Origin of the sequence: Pseudomonas sp. C2B4 (assembly GCF_013359695.1) — a bacterium.
Classification (GTDB): domain Bacteria; phylum Pseudomonadota; class Gammaproteobacteria; order Pseudomonadales; family Pseudomonadaceae; genus Aquipseudomonas.
This window is the reverse complement of the sequence record NZ_JABFMU010000018.1, coordinates 61118-78058: the sequence shown is the minus strand read 5'-3', so window position 1 is coordinate 78058 and position 16941 is coordinate 61118. Positions and strand designations below refer to the sequence as shown.

Annotated in this window: 15 protein-coding genes and 1 pseudogene; 7 read left to right on the top strand and 9 right to left on the bottom strand. The window is 60.1% G+C overall.

The genetic code is table 11. The annotated features are described in order from the left end of the window. Window positions 1-119: 119 nt before the first annotated feature. Both HNQ83_RS14295 and HNQ83_RS14290 read left to right on the top strand, forming a co-directional pair. Window positions 120-1094, top strand: a complete 975-nt coding sequence (locus HNQ83_RS14295; RefSeq protein WP_175389558.1) for a D-glycerate dehydrogenase — start codon at window positions 120-122, stop codon at window positions 1092-1094. Window positions 1095-1296: 202 nt separating this feature from the next. Next, window positions 1297-1806 (top strand): DUF2165 domain-containing protein, encoded by a 510-nt coding sequence (locus HNQ83_RS14290; protein WP_175389557.1) that lies wholly within the window; start codon window positions 1297-1299, stop codon window positions 1804-1806. A 12-nt stretch (window positions 1807-1818) separates the two neighbouring features. Here HNQ83_RS14290 and HNQ83_RS14285 read toward each other — a convergent pair whose 3' ends face one another. After that, the gene (locus HNQ83_RS14285; RefSeq protein WP_175389556.1) at window positions 1819-2721 is read right to left on the bottom strand and encodes a DMT family transporter; all 903 of its coding nucleotides are present in this window, start codon (window positions 2719-2721) and stop codon (window positions 1819-1821) included. 138 nt (window positions 2722-2859) lie between these two features. On the opposite strand from HNQ83_RS14285, the gene HNQ83_RS14280 reads away from it, so the two are divergent. After that, on the top strand, window positions 2860-3735 hold the full coding sequence (locus HNQ83_RS14280; protein ID WP_175389555.1) for a helix-turn-helix domain-containing protein: 876 nt from the start codon (window positions 2860-2862) through the stop codon (window positions 3733-3735). Between the two features lie 117 nt (window positions 3736-3852). Here the strand turns inward: HNQ83_RS14280 and HNQ83_RS14275 are convergent, their stop codons facing one another. The 5 genes from HNQ83_RS14275 to HNQ83_RS14255 all read right to left on the bottom strand — a co-directional run bounded on the left by HNQ83_RS14275 (window position 3853) and on the right by HNQ83_RS14255 (window position 10031). Next, on the bottom strand, window positions 3853-6279 hold the full coding sequence (locus HNQ83_RS14275) for a TonB-dependent receptor (RefSeq protein ID WP_175389554.1): 2427 nt from the start codon (window positions 6277-6279) through the stop codon (window positions 3853-3855). Window positions 6280-6497: 218 nt separating this feature from the next. Then, window positions 6498-7487 carry a FecR domain-containing protein gene (locus HNQ83_RS14270; RefSeq protein WP_175389553.1) on the bottom strand — a complete coding sequence of 330 codons (990 nt, stop codon included), beginning with the start codon at window positions 7485-7487 and terminating at the stop codon, window positions 6498-6500. After that, a complete protein-coding gene (locus tag HNQ83_RS14265; protein WP_175389552.1) occupies window positions 7484-8056 on the bottom strand; it encodes an RNA polymerase sigma factor in 573 nt (190 codons plus the stop codon). Before HNQ83_RS14265 ends, HNQ83_RS14270 begins: the two co-directional genes overlap by 4 nt. A 402-nt stretch (window positions 8057-8458) precedes the next feature. Further along, window positions 8459-8869 (bottom strand): HPF/RaiA family ribosome-associated protein, encoded by a 411-nt coding sequence (locus HNQ83_RS14260; RefSeq protein WP_137806263.1) that lies wholly within the window; start codon window positions 8867-8869, stop codon window positions 8459-8461. A gap of 214 nt (window positions 8870-9083) precedes the next feature. After that, window positions 9084-10031 (bottom strand): LysR substrate-binding domain-containing protein, encoded by a 948-nt coding sequence (locus HNQ83_RS14255; RefSeq protein ID WP_175389551.1) that lies wholly within the window; start codon window positions 10029-10031, stop codon window positions 9084-9086. 135 nt (window positions 10032-10166) lie between these two features. Here HNQ83_RS14255 and HNQ83_RS14250 point away from each other — a divergent pair, with 135 nt between their 5' ends. Both HNQ83_RS14250 and HNQ83_RS14245 read left to right on the top strand, forming a co-directional pair. Beyond that, the gene (locus tag HNQ83_RS14250; RefSeq protein ID WP_175389550.1) at window positions 10167-11543 is read left to right on the top strand and encodes an L-serine ammonia-lyase; all 1377 of its coding nucleotides are present in this window, start codon (window positions 10167-10169) and stop codon (window positions 11541-11543) included. Window positions 11544-11856: 313 nt separating this feature from the next. Then, a complete protein-coding gene (locus HNQ83_RS14245) occupies window positions 11857-12174 on the top strand; it encodes a DUF3509 domain-containing protein (RefSeq protein ID WP_175389549.1) in 318 nt (105 codons plus the stop codon). On the opposite strand, the gene HNQ83_RS14240 is transcribed toward HNQ83_RS14245, so the two are convergent. Beyond that, window positions 12171-12671 (bottom strand): phosphate-starvation-inducible PsiE family protein, encoded by a 501-nt coding sequence (locus HNQ83_RS14240; RefSeq protein WP_175389548.1) that lies wholly within the window; start codon window positions 12669-12671, stop codon window positions 12171-12173. The genes HNQ83_RS14245 and HNQ83_RS14240 overlap by 4 nt on opposite strands. 357 nt (window positions 12672-13028) lie before the next feature. Here HNQ83_RS14240 and HNQ83_RS14235 point away from each other — a divergent pair. Beyond that, a pseudogene (locus HNQ83_RS14235) lies at window positions 13029-13268 on the top strand (YebG family protein); the annotation flags it as partial. Window positions 13269-13459: 191 nt separating this feature from the next. On the opposite strand, the gene HNQ83_RS14230 reads toward HNQ83_RS14235, so the two are convergent. After that, complete coding sequence (locus HNQ83_RS14230) at window positions 13460-14479, bottom strand: Glu/Leu/Phe/Val dehydrogenase (protein ID WP_175389546.1); 1020 nt, start codon at window positions 14477-14479, stop codon at window positions 13460-13462. 183 nt (window positions 14480-14662) lie between these two features. On the opposite strand from HNQ83_RS14230, the gene HNQ83_RS14225 reads away from it, so the two are divergent. Continuing rightward, on the top strand, window positions 14663-15466 hold the full coding sequence (locus tag HNQ83_RS14225; RefSeq protein ID WP_175389545.1) for a SirB1 family protein: 804 nt from the start codon (window positions 14663-14665) through the stop codon (window positions 15464-15466). Between the two features lie 56 nt (window positions 15467-15522). Here the strand turns inward: HNQ83_RS14225 and HNQ83_RS14220 are convergent, their stop codons facing one another. After that, window positions 15523-16902, bottom strand: a complete 1380-nt coding sequence (locus tag HNQ83_RS14220) for an aromatic acid/H+ symport family MFS transporter (protein ID WP_256668982.1) — start codon at window positions 16900-16902, stop codon at window positions 15523-15525. Window positions 16903-16941 lie beyond the last annotated feature (39 nt).

The following is a 16941-nucleotide window of genomic DNA, read 5'->3' as shown; positions in this document are numbered from 1 at the left end:
GCGAAAGGCGGCAGTATAACTGGATGAAGCGCCGCAAGCTGCTGTTAAGCGACTCGCACAAATCCCGGGAAGAATGTTAGCGTGCTCAGCATTGTCCACCGCCCGACGAGCCAGCATCCATGAAAAAAACCGTCCTCGCCTTCAGCCGTGTCACGCCTGAAATGGTTGAACGCCTGCAACAGGATTTCGACGTCATCGTGCCGAATCCGAAAAACGGCGACATCAATGCCCAGTTCAACGAAGCCCTGCCCCATGCCCACGGCTTGATCGGCGTCGGCCGAAAACTCGGTCGCGCACAACTGGAGAACGCCGCCAAACTGGAAGTCGTTTCAAGCGTCTCGGTGGGCTACGACAACTATGACGTCGCGTACTTCAACGAACGCGGGATCATGCTGACCAACACACCGGACGTGCTCACCGAAAGTACCGCCGACCTGGCCTTCGCCCTGTTGATGAGCAGTGCCCGACGCGTGGCCGAACTCGATGCCTGGACCAAGGCCGGTCAATGGCAAGCCACTGTCGGCGCGCCGCTGTTCGGTTGCGATGTTCATGGCAAGACCCTGGGCATCGTGGGCATGGGCAACATCGGTGCCGCCATTGCCCGTCGTGGCCGCCTGGGCTTCAACATGCCGGTCATCTATAGCGGCAACAGTCGCAAGACCGCGCTGGAACAGGAGCTCGGTGCGCAATACCGCAGCCTGGATCAACTGCTGGCCGAAGCCGACTTCGTGTGCCTGGTGGTGCCACTCAGCGAAAAGACCAAACACCTGATCAGCCATCGCGAACTGGGGCTGATGAAGTCGAGCGCCATCCTCATTAACATCTCGCGCGGCCCTGTGGTAGACGAACCGGCGCTGATCGAAGCGCTGCAAAACAAGCAGATTCGCGGTGCCGGGCTGGATGTGTACGAGAAAGAACCGCTGGCCGAATCGCCGCTGTTCCAACTGCAAAACGCCGTGACCTTGCCGCACATCGGCTCGGCCACCCAGGAAACCCGCGACGCGATGGCCAACCGTGCCCTGAGCAACTTGCGCAGTGCCTTGCTGGGCGAGCGACCGCAGGACCTGATCAACCCGCAAGTCTGGAAGGGTTGATTGAAGCGCGGCACGTCTTGTACGACGTGCCGCTTGTATACCCCTCGACGATATCCACCAGCCTCAAGTAACAAGTCCCTAATAACCTCGTTTAAACATTAACAAAGACATAACTTGCAACTCAGTCTTCGGCTGGCTTACAACAAACGCCTATAAACTCCGACAAACAAAAGCACCGATCGTGCATTCGGAGAATATCTGCATGAATAACTTCACCACCGCCGGTGTCATCAGGCGGAGCAAAGTGTTGATTGTCTTGATGGCGGCACTGTTCGGGCTCATGACACTCGTCAACAACTTCACCGACTACGCGGCGTACTCCGACTACATCGGGCGAATACTCAGCATGAGCGATACCGTCGGCAACGATTCCCGGCGTTACCGGGCCATCACTTCCACGATTTTTCATCACCGCTTTTACTGGGCAATCATCACGCTCGAGATCATTTTCACCTTCAGTTTCCTGGTAGGGACTTATCAGCTCTATCGGAAACTCACCGCACCACGCCGTGAGTTCCATGAAGCCAAGAAGTTCGCCATTATTGGTTTCAGCACCGCACTTTTCGTATACCAGACCTTATATGTCATCATCCTTAACGAATGGTTCGATATGGAGTATTCCGCCCAACGCAATGCATTTGAGTGGGCAAGAACCAACATTGAATACATGTTCCTCGGCCTCATATATCTCTTAGTGGCGAAGGACAATTGAACAGTCCTTTCCTCATGCCAACTTTCCCGCCACCGGCTTCACACTTGAGCCGGGTTTGCGAAACACCAGCACGTTACCCAACATGACCATGACCAACCCCATCAGCGCCGGAGGGGTCCATTGGTAGCCTTCGGCAAATGCCGAGACATTCAGCGCCACCACCGGAAACAGCACGGTGCAATAGGCTGCGCGTTCCGGCCCCATGCGACCAACCAGTGTCAGGTAGGCGGTGAAACCGATCACCGAGCCAGGAATCACCAGGTAAAGCAGCGAACCGATGTAGCGCGCATTCCATTCCATGTCGAACGGGATGCCCTTGACCAGACACCACACCGTTAACATCGCGGCACCATAAGCCATGCCCCACGCATTGGTCGTCAGTGGCTTGAGGCCGGCTTTCTGTTGCAGGCTCGACAGCATGTTGCCCGCCGAGAAACACAAGGTGCCGCACAGCGCCAGGCCCAGGCCGAGCAAGGTTTGCGGGCTGGCGGTGTGGCCAACCAGCTCGGGCCAGAACAGCAGGCCCAAGCCAAGCAGGCCCAGCGCGCCGCCCATCAGCACATTGCGGGCGATTTTCTGACCGAAGAACACCCGCGCATTGAGGGCGTTCCACAGCGTGGCAGTGGAAAACACCACGGCAACCAGGCCGCTGGGGATCCACTGACTGGCGGTCAGGAAACACATGAAGTTGACGCAAAACAGGCACAAGCCCTGTGCCAGGCAGATCAGATGCCCGCGCCGATTCATCACTTGCAGTTTGCGACTGAGCAGCAACATCGCAAACAGCACCAACGCGGCGAGGCCGAAGCGATAGACGATCGACACGGGAATCGCCACCACGCCCAGTTGCCACTTGAGGGCAATCCAGGTGGTGCCCCAGATCAGCACAGTCAACAGATACAAAGAAAGGTTCATGGCAAAGGCTCCTCGATAGGGGCCCAGTGTCCTGCGCCGCGCCCTGGCGCACTTGCATAAACTTGCGCTTTTGTCGCAGGGCTGGCTGGCAGGCGAACCGCTACGGAGTAGGATGCAAGGCGTTGGAGATAACTGATCATGGCTGCACTGGAAACCCTACAAGTCTTTCAAGCCCTCAACCGCTCGCCCAATGCTCGCCTGGAGCACAGCGCCGAGCTCGGTGACGGCCTCTCTGCAGCCTTGTGGAGCAACCATCACGACGCCCAGGACTACGAAGCGCCGAGCCACCACACGTTGTCGTGCTACATCGCCGGCGGCACCGGCACCTTTCGTCGCGACCAGCCCGGCACCAAGGGCGGCCCGGACAAGCTGTGCATCCTGCCGGCCGATCATCAGTCCGGCTGGGTCATCAACGGGGACATTCGCCTGGCACACCTGTATTTCAGCCCCGAACAATTTGCCCTCGGCTGCGTCACGTTGCTCGATCGCGAACCTCGGGAATTGCAGCTGCGCGAGCGAACCTTTCTGGAAGACCCGCAGCAGGCGTCGCGTTTTCGCCAGTTGATCGCCCTTAACTGGGACGAACCGGGTGAACGCCTGCTCACCAGCAGCCTGGCCCACGAGTTGCTCAGCCATGCCCTGCTCAGTCAGGTCAGCCATCGGCCGGGCCTGCGTCTGAAGGGTGGTTTGGCGGCGCATCAACGACGGCTGCTGGTGGAGTACATCGACGGTCACTTGGCCGATGCCATCAGCCTGGGACAACTCGCGGCGTTGTGCGCGCTGTCGGAATACCACTTCGCGCGGATGTTCCGCGAAAGCTTCGGCTTGCCGCCGCATCAGTACGTACTGGCGCGGCGGTTGAGTCGGGCGCGGGAGTTGCTGCGCTCGACATCCCAGCCATTGGGGGACATTGCACTGGCTTGCGGGTTTGCCAGTGCCAGTCATTTTACCAATCGATTCCGGCAAAGCCTGGGTGGGACGCCGGGGGAGTATCGGCAGGCGTTTTTGCGCTAGTCCCAAGTTTTTCGGCGCCTGTCAGGCCGTCTTCGCGAGCAGGCTCGCTCCCACAGGTTTACGCGATCCCACTGTGGGAGCGAGCCTGCTCGCGAAGAACGATGACGCGGTATACCGTCAGAATTCCAAAGTGCTCGACAAGATCACCTGCCGCGAATCCCCCATCGACACAAAGAACCGACTCGCCGCCGAGGTGTAGTACGTGCGGTCGAACAGATTCTTCACGTTGAGCTGGAACTTGACCTTCTGCCCGTCCAGCTGGGTGTCGTAGGTGGCGAACGCATCGGCGACGGTGTAGCTCGGCAACTCGAAATCATTCACCGCGTTACCCGCCCGCTCCCCGACGTAACGTGCTCCCGCACCGACCCGCAGCTGATCGCCGCCGATAATCCTGCCGAAGTCATACACCGCCGACAGCGAGCCACTGTTCTTCGCCACGTTCTGCAATTTCTTGCCTTTGTAATCCGGGTCTTCGGTGACCTCGGCATCGGTGTAGGCATAGCTGCCGATCAGGCTCCAGCGGTCGCTGAGCTGACCGCTCACATCCACCTCCAGACCACGGGAACGCACTTCACCGGCGGCGCTGTAGATCGTTACCGGGCCTTCGGAGTTGGCGATCAGCACGTTGCGTTTCTTGATGTCGAACAGGGCCACGTTGCCCGTCACGCGCCCCGGCAGATCGAGCTTGGCGCCGATTTCCCAGGACTTGGCCTCTTCCGGCGCAACGCTGCCGTCGAGCACGACGCTGCTGCCGCTCAAAGGCGCGATGGTCGAGTTGGGTTTGAACGATTCGGTATAGCTGCCGTAGAACGACAGCGCATCGGTGTAGCGATACACCAGGCCCGCGCGCGGCACCCATTTCTGCCCGTTGCTGTCGGTGTTGGCGTGGAACGGCACGCCTTTGCCGGCGTACTGGTCGTACTCCTGGAATCGTCCGCCCGCCACCAGAATCCACTGGTCGGTGAGGTGAATGGAGTCTTGCAGGAAGATCGAGTCGCTGCGCAGTTTATCGGTTTGCGCACTGTCGGCCGGGCTGACGGTGGTGCCTTCGACTTCACGGCCATACACCGGATTGAGGTAGCTGAAGGTGGTCAGGCTCTTCTGCCGGATCAGGTCTTCACGGTAGATCTTGCGGTACTCGTCATCGATGCCAAACACCAGATCGTGACGCATACCCAGAAGGTTGACGTTGCCTTCCAGGCTCGCCGTGGTGAAACGGTCGGTACTGATCGCATTCTGCGTGCCGTCCATGCTGCGGGTCAGTGTGCCCTTGTTGGTGTCGATGGCCGTCACGCGCACCTGGCTGGCGTCGTAGGTTTCGCGGTTCCAGCTGTAGCCGAAGTGGGCGTTCCAGTTGTCGTTGAGTTCGTGATCGGCTTCGAAGTGATAGAGGTCCGAGCGCCCTTCCATGTTGTTGAAAGGTTCGTCGAGCCGACGCTCCCGGGAGATGTCCAGCGGATGGTTGTCACGGGGGTCGATCACCGTGCCACGGTCGAACGGGGTCAGGAACTCACGATGTTCGTAGGCGAACAACAGCTTGGTGCTTTCGCCGAACCAGGCCAGCGAGGGGGCGACCAATGTTTCGCGATGCACGCCGTAGTTGCGCCAGTAATCCTCGTCTTCGTGGTCCAGCACCATGCGATAGGCCAACCCGGAAGTGCCGAGGGCGCCGGTGCTGTCAAAGGTGCCGCCGCTACCGTTCTTGCCTTCGCCATAGGTCGAGCCGCGCAGGGTCAAGGCGTTGTACTGCTCAAGCTCGGGCTTTTTGCTGACCATGTTCACCACGCCGCCCGGGTCCTGAATCCCGTAGAGCAGCGAGGCCGGCCCCTTGAGCACTTCGACCCGGTCCACCGTGGCGTTCATGCCACGACCCTGCACGATCGGCATGCCGTCGCGCATGATCGACCCGTTGCGGTTGTCGCCAAAGCCGCGGGTCATCACCGAATCCTGGGTACTGCCCAGCGTGTTGCCCTGGGTGATGCCGCTGACGTTGGCCAGGGCGTCATCCAGATTGCGCGGTGCCTGATCACGAATGACCTGCGCCGCCACCACGTTGACGGTCTGCGGGATTTCCTGAAGCGGCGCCGAGGTGCGCATGACCGAACTGGTGGGCGGTGGCTGGTAGCTGGTGGATTGATCCATCACCGAGGTAATGGTGGTCGCGCCCAGGTTCAAGGCGCCTTCGGTGGGCAGCGGTTCCAGCGCCATGGTGTGGCCGTCGGTACGGCGGAAGGTGAAGCCCGAGCCGCTGAGCAACCGTTGCAGCGCCTGTTCGGCGCTCATCTGGCCATTTACGGCCGGCGCGTTAAGACCGTAGGGCGCCTCATCGGTGTAGACGACACTGATGCCCGTCACCCGACTGAATTCGCTCAAGGCCTGGGGCAGCGGTTTGGCGGCCATCGAAAAGCTGAACTGCGCACCTTGCTGGGCGCTGGTATCCGCAGCCATCGCCACGCTCAGCGGCAGCAACGCCAGCGCCGAAAAACTCAACGCAGAAGCACCCAACCATTGTTTGACCGAACCCGATTTTGCCCTGGACTTCATGACTCATGACCTGTGTAGAACCACAACTGATGCGAATGACTCGCAGTTTCAGTCACTACACGGATGGCGTTCGGTTTTACCTCAGCAGAAAGTTGAAAATATTTTTGCTCAGATGAATGGGGTGTCTGATCTGGCCCTTTCGCGAGCAGGCTCGCTCCCACAAGGGAAACGCATTCCAAAATGTGGGAGCGAGCCTGCTCGCGAAGAGGCCGGCCGCTTCAACGCAAAATAATCAGATGCCCCAACACCTGATGCTGCTCAAACCCCAACACCCCCTGCAACGAACCCAACACCGCCTGCGGGTCCTTGCTCGGGAAGCTGCCACTGACCCGTCGCTGGGCCAGTTCATCGTTGAGTAACACAATCCGCCCCGGGTAATACCGCGTCAGGTCCTGTACCACCTCGGCCAAGGTCGCCTTGTAGTAATTGAGCCACCCCTGGCGCCACGCCAGTTGCGCCTCACTGTCCACCGCGTGCAACGGTTGCGCCGTGCCTTCGCCATAGGCCACTTGCTGGCCGGCGGTGAGAATCTGCTGCGCGCCATCCTTATCCGCCGTCACGGCAACGCGACCGGACAACACCGTGACCTGCGCGCCATGGGGTTGCAGGCGCACCTCGAACTGCGTACCCAGCACTCGCGCCTGGCCCTTTTCCGCGTCGACCACGAACGGCTCACCGGTGTGAGTCACGCTGAAGAAACCGGCACCGCGACGCACCTGCACATGCCGTTCACCACGGCTGAAATCCACCGCGATGGCACTGTCGGCATCAAGGGTGACTTGCGACTGATCGACCAGGGTGACGGTGCGGATTTCCCCCGGTGCCGAGACATAGTCAGCGCCCAGGTCCTCCAACCAGCGCAACGGCTGCCAACCGGTGCCGAGGCTGATCATCAGCAACAGGCAAGCGGCCATCGCCAGCGCACCGGACCAGCGCCGAACGCTGTTACGACGCGAATGATTCATGGCGTTGAGGTAACGCTGCAGGGCCAGTGCGTCTTCATCGGCCAGGGTGCGCGCCGGCACTTCGCTCAACTCCCACAGCACTTGCGCACGAGCGTAGGCCTCGGCGTGCGCCGGGTCAGCCTGCAGCCACTGACTGAACGTGGCCTGATCGCCACTGCTCGGCTCGTCATGCAGCAGGCTCAGCCAGGCCAGCGCGGCCTGTTCCTGAGCGGGCGTCGGAGTGACGCTTTGGACGTTATTCACGGTGCTTTCCCTGGCGTACGCGGTTCCGGTTCCCGCAGGCTGGCCTTGCAGGCCTCGAGCGCGCGCATCATATGTTTTTCCACGGCACTTTGGGACAAGCCCATAGCCTTGGCGATTTCGGCATATTTGCGGCCATGGATGCGGTTGAGCAGGAAGATCTGCCGCGTGCGCTCAGGCAACGCGCGCAACGCCACTTCGACATTCCGCAAATCGTTACCCGCCTCCAGCGCCGCTTGCGGCTCGCCACCGACGCTGTCCGACGGTTCGGCCATCAAGCCTTCGCTCGCCCGCGCCCGCGTACCTTCGCTACGCAAATGGTCGATGGCGATGTTGCCGGCGCAACGCAACAAGTAGGTGCTGAGTTCCTCGACCTGCACCAGCGGCCGCCGCCAGAAACGCAGGAACAAGTCCTGCACCAGATCGGCCGCCGTCGCCCGGCAACCGACGCGGCGATTCACCAGCGCTTCCATTTGCGAGCGTTGCGAGAGGAACACCTGGAGAAAATGTGCACGGTCACTCCGCGGTTCATCCTGCGCAAGGTCTTGGGGTTCGGGAGGACTCGTGATCATCGGTTCGGTACTGCGCTAAGGGCAATCGGGTTGGCCAGCGAGGCGCAATACTAATGATAAATATTCTCATACGCAAAGTTGTCGGATGAGACCTGCTTGTCACTCCGACGCCCCTGAGCCGAGCCTTGCCATTTTCGGGCAGACTCCGGTGGCGTTCTAATCGCCGGCCCAGAGATTAATTGTGGCGAGGGAGCTTGCTCCCGCTGGGGTGCGTAGCGCCCCCCAAAACCCTTCAATGAGCTATATCAGTCCGATCCGGGTGGCAGGTTTTACGACTGCTTCGCAGTCGAGCGGGAGCAAGCTCCCTCGCCACAAAAGCCTTCAGCATGGTGAACGGTGAACACCAGATACAAAACGGGCCTGCATTGCAGGCCCGTTTTCATAGGGAGGGTCAATCAGGCTTCAAGCGTTTTGCGCAGCCTGTTCGTTTTCAAGAAACTCTTCTTCCAGCAGCTTGTCGGCGTGAGGCCTGCGCTCGAAGGGCACCACGGCAGCGCGTGGTTTGCCACGCAGTTTGCCGAACAGATGTTCAAGGGCGTGTTCGAGTTTCTCGGCGGCTCCGTCGATCGCCAATTCCAGGTTGGCGGCTTTATGGGTGACAGAAATCGGTTGGTGGCCTTTTGGCCGCGCTTCCAGCTGACAGCGCAAATCGTGGGGACCGGGCTTGTCGCCGTTCTCGTCCCGCAGGTGAACCTCGACTCGGGTCAAGTCCTCCTCATAACGTTCGAGCGTGCTCTCAATGGTGGTTCGTACCCACTCCTCCAGTCGTTTACTGCTTTGAATATGGTTATCGCTATTGACTTGGATTTGCATAGTTCATCCCTTATTTCAGCTAGCTCGCGAGAGGCCGGTCAGCTAAGCCCTTGGGCGTCGTCACCGTGACCTCTTGGTTACACAATCGGTCTGTACGCTGAACAATTCAACCCCTGAAAAAAGATAAATTTGTAATCGTAAAAAAAGCCGGACAACCGGTAAAAGCGCTGTTAAGGTCGGGAGTTGGGTCGACCCGTTCCTTTGTCACAATTTCTCACATCTGCTGCTCTCCCAACGGGTGCAGAGCGCGAAAAATCCCCGCCTCCTCCACCAGCCAGTCATGCACCGCGCGCACGCCCGGATGGCTCAACGCACCCGGCGCATAGAGCAGCATGTAGCGCTTGTGATTGGGCACCGCCAAGCCAAACGGCACGATCAGCGCCCCCCGCTCCAACTCGTCGTTCAACAGCGTTCGCCGCGCAATGGCCACGCCCATTCCGGCGATGGCCGCTTCGATGGTCAGGTGATTGCGATTGAACGTATGCCCACGCCGCACATCCGCCCCTTCGAAGCCGATGGCGTTGAGGTAGAACTCCCATTCCGCATACTCGTAACTGCCGCGCCAGGCGGTGATGTCGTGCAGCAAGGGGAAATGCATCAGGTCCGCCGGGCCATGCAGCGGCGGACGACCACGCAACAAGCCCGGCGCGCAGACCGGAAAAATCTGTTCATCGAGCAAGGCTGTGGATAACAGGCCGGGATAGCTGCCGTCGTTCAGGTCGATGGCCAGGTCGAAGTCGCCCTCATGCAACGGCACGCTGCTGTCCTCGGCCACCAGGCGCAACTGGATGTCCGGAAAGCGCTGCTGCAGACGCGGCAAGCGCGGCGTCAGCCATTTGCTCAGGAACGATGGAATCGAACGCACCCGCAGGGTTCCGCTGATCATGCCGGCATCCAGCCTGCGCAACTCCGCATCGATGCTGCCATAGGCCTCGTTGACGGTGATGGCCAGGCGCTGGCCCTCGGCACTCAGTTCCACGCCCCGGGCACGCCGGTGAAACAGGCGAAACCCCAGGCGATCTTCCAATTGGCGAATCTGTTGGCTGACCGCGCCCGGCGTGATGTGCAGTTCCTCGGCGCAGCGGGTGAACGACAAGTGCCGGGCGGCACAGGAAAACACCTGCAGCCACACATAAGTCTGGGCATGCAATTGACGACTCATCGTTTAGTCCTGCTAAAGGCTGTCTTAGGAAGTTTCGTTGGTCACGTAGGACCGAGGTTGGCAGTATCGCTGAAAGTGCGCTTGTCCTACAAAAATGGCAGCGATTCATCCTCCATTGCAGGCATAGGCTTTAGCATGGCTATCAGTGTTTTCGATCTCTTCAAAGTCGGCATCGGTCCGTCCAGTTCCCATACCGTCGGTCCGATGCGTGCTGCGGCGACCTTCGCCCAGGCCCTGGTCAATCAGGGTGTTGTATCCGACGTGCGGCGAGTAGAAATCCGACTCTATGGGTCCCTGTCGGCGACAGGCGTCGGTCACGCCACCGATCGCGCCTGTGTCATGGGTTTGATGGGCGAGTGGCCGGACCGTATCGATCCCACCACCATCGACAGCCGCATCCACACCCTGCGCGAAACCGCCGAACTGTCTCTGGCCGGCCAGGCAACCATTGCCTTTGACTGGTCACGCGATCTCCTGCTGCTCGACGAGAGCCTGCCCTACCACCCCAACGCCATGTCGCTGACCGCCTTTGGCGAAACCGGCGAACTGTTCGAACAAACGTACTACTCGATCGGCGGCGGTTTCATCATCGAAGCGGCCGAAGCCGAATCCGGCGTGGCCCCCGCCAGCGACGTCGTGCTGCCGTACGACTTTTCCAGCGCTGTCGAATTGCTTCAGCTCTGCGAACAGCACGGCTTGCGGGTTTCCGAATTGATGATGGCCAACGAACGGGCCTGGCGCAGTGACGAAGACATCCGCCAGGGCCTGCTGCACATCTGGTCAGTGATGCGCGAGTGCGTCGAGCAAGGGTTGCACCACGAAGGCATCCTGCCCGGCGGCCTGAATGTTCCCCGTCGCGCGGCGAAGTTGCATCGCAACCTGTTGGAAATCGGCAAGCCGAATGTGATCACCTCGACTTTGTCGGCCATGGAATGGGTCAACCTGTTTGCCCTCGCGGTGAACGAAGAAAACGCCGCCGGCGGACGCATGGTCACCGCACCGACCAACGGCGCGGCGGGGATCATTCCGGCGGTGCTGCACTACTACATGAAGTTCAATCCCGACGCCTCGGACGACGACGTGGTGGCGTTCTTTCTGGGCGCAGCGGCCGTCGGCATCCTCTGCAAGAAAAACGCCTCGATCTCCGGTGCCGAAGTCGGCTGCCAGGGCGAAGTCGGCTCGGCCTGCGCCATGGCCGCTGCGGGTTTGGCGGAGGTGCTGGGTGCCACGCCGGAACAACTGGAAAACGCCGCGGAAATCGGCCTGGAACACAACCTCGGCCTGACTTGCGACCCGGTGGGCGGGCTGGTGCAAGTGCCGTGTATCGAGCGCAACGCGATCGCTGCCGTGAAAGCGATCAATGCCACGCAAATGGCCCTGCGCGGCGACGGCAAACACTTCATTTCCCTGGACCGGGTGATCCGCACTATGCGCGATACCGGTGCCGATATGCATGACAAGTACAAAGAGACGTCACGGGGTGGCCTGGCGGTGAGCTGGGTCGAGTGCTGATCGCTTTGGAGGCACGACACGCTTTATTGCCCTGAAACGGGCACTTACTGTAGGAGCGAGCCTGCTCGCGAAAAAGCCACAGGCGACGCGGGACATCTGGTTTCCAGCGTTATTGTTCACGACCATCGCGAGCAGAGCTCGCTCCTACAAGGGGCCTGATTGTCGGACAATCTATCCGGCATGCCCCTTGCTACATCCCTGTTGCAAGCATTGATGGCGAAATGGCTATGGAATGGCCGATGGTCTGGTGTTGCGAACTAATCCCGATCACGACCGGTCAACAACTGCACGTTCAATCAGGCGGTGACGCATCATGGACAACCCTTTTCAGCTCATTACCGATGCTTTCGCAGCGGATTATCAAATCAACCTGAGCATTCAGGGACTCGATGGCAGCATCATGCTGACCCTGTCCAACAGCGGTCGAGTCGTCGCCAAGCGCATGATCAGTGCCGAACAACGCAATGACCCCGAGCGCCTCAAACGCCTGGTGCAAAGCATTCAGTTCGGCATCGCCATCGAACAGGGCCACAGCGCGGTGGCCATCCTTGAATCCATGACCGACGGCAGCCCGCGTAACCTGCCACCGCCCACGGCCAAGGGCCGCCACCGCCCCACCCTGGGGCTTTAGATTTCGCCCTTTTCGACTTCCGGGTGTTCACTGGAGCCCGCACCGGTTTTGCGATGCGGGTTTTCAATTTTCACCGATGGAAATTGCGACGAGGCGTAACGCACCACCAGAATCGCGAACGCCAACAACAGAATCCCGCCGCACAGATAAATGATCCCCAGGTCCGGCGGATTGTGGTGCGATACGTTGGAAATCAGCAGGCGTGTCAGCGCAGTGATCGCCACATAGATCAGGAAGCGCACCGGCATGTGGTTGGTCTTGAAGTAAATCCCGACCATCGCCCCCAGTTCCAGGTAGATGAACAGCAGCAGGATGTCATCGATCTTGATGTGCCCTTGCTCGATCATCCCGAGAAATTCCATCACCGCCGCCCAAGCAGTCACGGCACCGATGGCGAACAGCGCCAGGTAGTGAAAGGTCTCGACGAACAGGTTGCCCAGGGATTCCGCCAGCTGGTGCACGTTCTGCCGCAGGTTTTCGGCCCAGTTGATTTTCACGATGATGCTTCCTTAGGTCGGTTCGACCGGATAATGCGGGTTGGACTTTACGTTTGTTCTGCATGCAGTGGCTGATCCATGCAGAAACTGTTTATGCAGAAAGAGGGCCACGCCATCATGGCGAGCCGCTGTAGATTGCGCCCCGTGGCGTTTGGTCGCACCTCTTCTGGCCATCGCAGGACCTGTGGGAGCTGGCTTGCCCGCGATGGGAGCAACTCGATCCCAATGACAAACCCCAAAACCGGTCTACATTAAAAAGCCACTACCCAAACCCCAGCGATTCGCTTATGCTTTTCGCTGTATATAAATACAGTAGTCGAATCAGACAACCAAATGTGAAGGCATGTGAGGTGGTGAATGGCCGTCGAAGTGGTATACCGCAGCAGCCGAGATCTGGAGCGCTTGTTCATGGATAAAGCCGAAGCTGACCGTCATGACAAAATGCTCGAGCTGGCCGAGTTGCTGGCTGAGGTGTTGCAAAAAGCCGTTCCGTCCCTGACCGAACAGCAAGTGGAAGAAGCCGGGATCTACATGGCGAAGAATCGCGATGTGTTCGCCAAGGCGTTCAAGAGCCAGCCGGACGCCTTGTCCGAGTTGCTGAGCGCGCCGGTTGAGGTTCCGCAACCCGTTGAAGTGGCGGCTCCCGTCGAAGAGGCGGTCGTTGAGCCGGTTGCCCCGGCCAAGCCAGCCAAGGCCGCCAAAGCGGCAAAGTAAGTGACAGCCGAATTGAACAGGCCCTGAGTCGAATGACTCAGGGCCTTTTTCATGCCAGGTGAAAAACCGCCACGTCAGCGGTACAGGACTTTTTCCGCCAACTCATCCGCCACCCGCGCCGGCGAGCGTTTTTCCGCCTGGGCATGGGCAAACACTTCGGTCAGGCGCGAACTGATTTTCGACAGGTGCGCAGTGATGGTCGCCAGCTCTTCACCCCGGTGCTTGAGTGACACGTAGATCAGCCCGCCGGCATTGATCACGTAATCCGGCGCATACAGGATGCCACGCCGTTCCAACTGATCGGCGACGTCCAGATGGGTCAGCTGGTTGTTCGCGGACCCCGCCACCGCCGAGCAGCGCAATTGCGTCACGCTATGACTGTTGAGCACGCCACCCAGACCGCACGGCGCCAGAATGTCGCAAGGCGTGCTGAGCAGTGCGTCGTTGGCAATCGGGTGTGCGCCGAGTTGCTCCATGGCCAGCTGCACCTTCCCGTGGTCGATGTCGCTGACCAGCAGTTCGGCGCCAGCGGCATGCAGTTGTTCCGCCAGGGCAAAGCCCACGTTGCCCAGGCCCTGAATGGCCACGCGCAAACCTTCGAGGTTGTCGCTGCCCAATCGCGCCATAGCGGTAGCGCGAATGCCAGTGAACACGCCCATTGCCGCGTGGGGTGCAGGGTCGCCTGCCGACGTGGTGCTGGTGACGTGTTGGGTTTGTTGGGCAATGCAATCCATGTCTGCCACTGACGTGCCGCTGTCGATGGCCGTGATATAGCGACCGTCGAGCTGATTGATGCATCGCCCGAACGCTTCGAACAGCGCGGCGCGATCAGCCACGTGAACCGGGCGAACGATCACCGCCACACCGCCGCCTTGCGCCAGGCCGGCCAGGGCAGCCTTGTAGCTCATGCCTTGGGCAAGGCGCACGGCATCCTCGACAGCGGATTCGTCGCTGGGGTAAGCAAGGTAACGACAACCGCCCAGGGCGGGCCCCAGGCGACTGTTATGGATGGCAATGACCGCCTTCAACCCGGTGGCCGGGTCGACGCTCAGATGCAGCGATTCAAGGCGAGTGCTTTGCATGAGAGCGAACATCGTAAGGCTCCCGAATCACTTCTTGTAGTCGCCAGTATAGGCTTGCGCACAAAAATTGCAGAAGCGCGCCGGAATAAGCGTAGCGGCCATTCAGGTATTCGGAAATAACCCTTGGCTCCCCCTGACCAGTACTGGACGAATGGCAAAGACGGGGCTAAAACGAGGCATTGACCGGAGATTTTGATGACCCCGCGCCAATCGTTTTTCGCCTGTCTGCAACGTTCACCGCCCGCGCTGTTCGAGGCGGCGCTATGGATTGCCGCCGAACATGACAGCGAGGTGAACCCCGAGACGCTGTTGGCGAATTTCAAGACGCTGCAACAGCGAATCAGTGGCAGCTTGCCGATGTTGCCGGTGAGTGAACTGGCGCAACCCCTGCTGCGGCGCATGAATGACCTGGGGTTCGCCCAGGACGACTTCACGCCCTTGCGCCCACAAGTGGCACTGATCAATCAAGTATTGGAACGTCGGCGTGGACAACCGCTCGCCTTGGGCTTGATTGCACTGGAGTTGGCCAGAGGCCTGGAAATCCCCTTGGTCGGCGTCAACTTCCCCGGCCATTTTCTACTGCGCGTTCCGGGCGCAGACCACCTGCTCGATCCGTGCGGCGGCCGTCGCCTCTACCCCAACGATTGCCGGGAACTGCTGCAACGCCAATACGGCCCGAACATGAAGCTCAGCGCCGAACACCTGGTCACCGCCGAGCCCGTGCAAATGCTGCAACGCCTGTCGCGCAACCTGCGCCAGTTGCACCTTTCCAATGACGATTACATCGGTGCCCTGATCGATGCCGAACGCGTGCTGGAATTGGGCAGCGGCACCGCTGCGGACTATCTGGCCCGCGCCAGCCTCTACCAGCGTCTGGACTGCCCCAACGCCGAGCGTTTCGACCTTGAACATGCCCTGATGCTCAGCGATGACCCGATCCAGCGAATTCGCCTGACCGAGCGGCTGGGGCATTTGCCGCCCAACTCCATCGTCCACTGATCCCGCTCTTGCTCGCGTTGAACCAAGGGACACCGCACTCATTCAGAATGCGCGCGTTATCGTTGACCACCATCGCGAGCAGGCTCGCTCCCACAAGGGGTAAGGGCTGGGACAGGTGTTGCGTCAGAGGGCGAACGCACCTGCATGATCAGCAGCGCGGCGATCACTGCCGGTACGGCACAGAAGAAGAAAATCTGCTGCACCGGAATCTGCATCGCCAACAACATGCTGCCAAACAGCGGTCCGAGGATCGAGCCGAAACGCCCTACACCCAATGCCCAACCGGTGCCGGTGGCGCGAACCTGCGCCGGGTAGAAGTTACTGGCGAAGGCGTTGAGGGTCAGTTGCCCGCCAATGATGCAGAATCCGGCGGCGAATACAGAGGCCACCAGGTAGCGCGGATTGTCATGATTCAAGCCCAGCAAAATGGTGCAAACCGCCGCCCCCGCCAGTACACACGACAGCAGTCGCACTTTGCTTTTCAGGCGGTCGGCGATCCAGGCCATGCCAATCGCACCGACGGTGCCGGCGAACAGGAACATCGAGGTCACAAGATTGGCCTCGCTGAGTTTCAGGCCACTTTCCAGCAACAGCGACGGCAGCCAGCTGATCATGAAATACAGCAGGATCAGGCTGACGAAAAACGTTGCCCAGATCAGTAGCGTCGGTCGCGCATAACCGTTGCGGAACAGCTCCACCACCGTCAGTTTGCTGCCCTGCTCCCGCTCGTTTTGCTCGATGGACGCAGCAGGTGGCTGCCAATCTGGCAGCATGCGCGCAGTGACTTTGTTCAAGCGGGCATAGGGCGGTGCGTCACGCAGCAGACGCGGAAGAGACTCCGGCAGCAACCAGACCAGAAACGGAAACAGCAGCAGCGGTGTCACGCCACCGGCGAGGAAAACGGACTGCCAGCCGAAGCTGTCGATGAACCCGGCGGCGACAAAACCACCCGCCGCGCCGCCAAAGGAAAACCCGCACGCGGCCAGCGTGACCATCAGCGTACGCAGGCGAGGTGGCGAGTATTCCGACATCAGCGCCATGGCACTGGGCATCGCCCCGCCCATGCCGATACCGCAGATGAAACGTGCGGCCATCAGGGTGTTCAGGGAATCGGCGAACATCATCAAAATCGTGAGGCTGGCGTAGATCAGCACGCAGCCGAGCAGAATCCGTCGTACACCGAAGCGGTCCGCCAGGGGCGTCACCGCCAGCGAGCCGAGCGTCAAGCCCAGCAGGTTGGCACTGAAAACCGGCCCGAAAGCCGCCTTTTCCAGCCCCCAATCCTGTGCCAGGGCCGGCACCACATAACCCAGCACCTGTGCATCGTAGCCATCCGTCACCAGCAACAGGGCCAGGAGCAACAGGATCAGCCATTGATAACGGGACACGGGACGGGCATCGAGTGCCTCGCGAAAACTGGCAATCTGGTTGTGCATGGCAAGGTTCCTGATTTCTTTTTTATGTTTTTGACACGA

Excerpts from the sequence above, each read along its gene's own strand:
- HNQ83_RS14295 (WP_175389558.1), top strand. The coding sequence starts at position 120 with ATGAAAAAAACCGTCCTCGCCTTCAGCCGTGTCACGCCTGAAATGGTT.
- HNQ83_RS14290 (WP_175389557.1), top strand. The coding sequence starts at position 1,297 with ATGAATAACTTCACCACCGCCGGTGTCATCAGGCGGAGCAAAGTGTTG.
- HNQ83_RS14285 (WP_175389556.1), bottom strand. The coding sequence starts at position 2,721 with ATGAACCTTTCTTTGTATCTGTTGACTGTGCTGATCTGGGGCACCACC.
- HNQ83_RS14280 (WP_175389555.1), top strand. The coding sequence starts at position 2,860 with ATGGCTGCACTGGAAACCCTACAAGTCTTTCAAGCCCTCAACCGCTCG.
- HNQ83_RS14275 (WP_175389554.1), bottom strand. The coding sequence starts at position 6,279 with ATGAAGTCCAGGGCAAAATCGGGTTCGGTCAAACAATGGTTGGGTGCT.
- HNQ83_RS14265 (WP_175389552.1), bottom strand. The coding sequence starts at position 8,056 with ATGATCACGAGTCCTCCCGAACCCCAAGACCTTGCGCAGGATGAACCG.
- HNQ83_RS14260 (WP_137806263.1), bottom strand. The coding sequence starts at position 8,869 with ATGCAAATCCAAGTCAATAGCGATAACCATATTCAAAGCAGTAAACGA.
- HNQ83_RS14255 (WP_175389551.1), bottom strand. The coding sequence starts at position 10,031 with ATGAGTCGTCAATTGCATGCCCAGACTTATGTGTGGCTGCAGGTGTTT.
- HNQ83_RS14250 (WP_175389550.1), top strand. The coding sequence starts at position 10,167 with ATGGCTATCAGTGTTTTCGATCTCTTCAAAGTCGGCATCGGTCCGTCC.
- HNQ83_RS14245 (WP_175389549.1), top strand. The coding sequence starts at position 11,857 with ATGGACAACCCTTTTCAGCTCATTACCGATGCTTTCGCAGCGGATTAT.
- HNQ83_RS14230 (WP_175389546.1), bottom strand. The coding sequence starts at position 14,479 with ATGTTCGCTCTCATGCAAAGCACTCGCCTTGAATCGCTGCATCTGAGC.
- HNQ83_RS14225 (WP_175389545.1), top strand. The coding sequence starts at position 14,663 with ATGACCCCGCGCCAATCGTTTTTCGCCTGTCTGCAACGTTCACCGCCC.
- HNQ83_RS14220 (WP_256668982.1), bottom strand. The coding sequence starts at position 16,902 with ATGCACAACCAGATTGCCAGTTTTCGCGAGGCACTCGATGCCCGTCCC.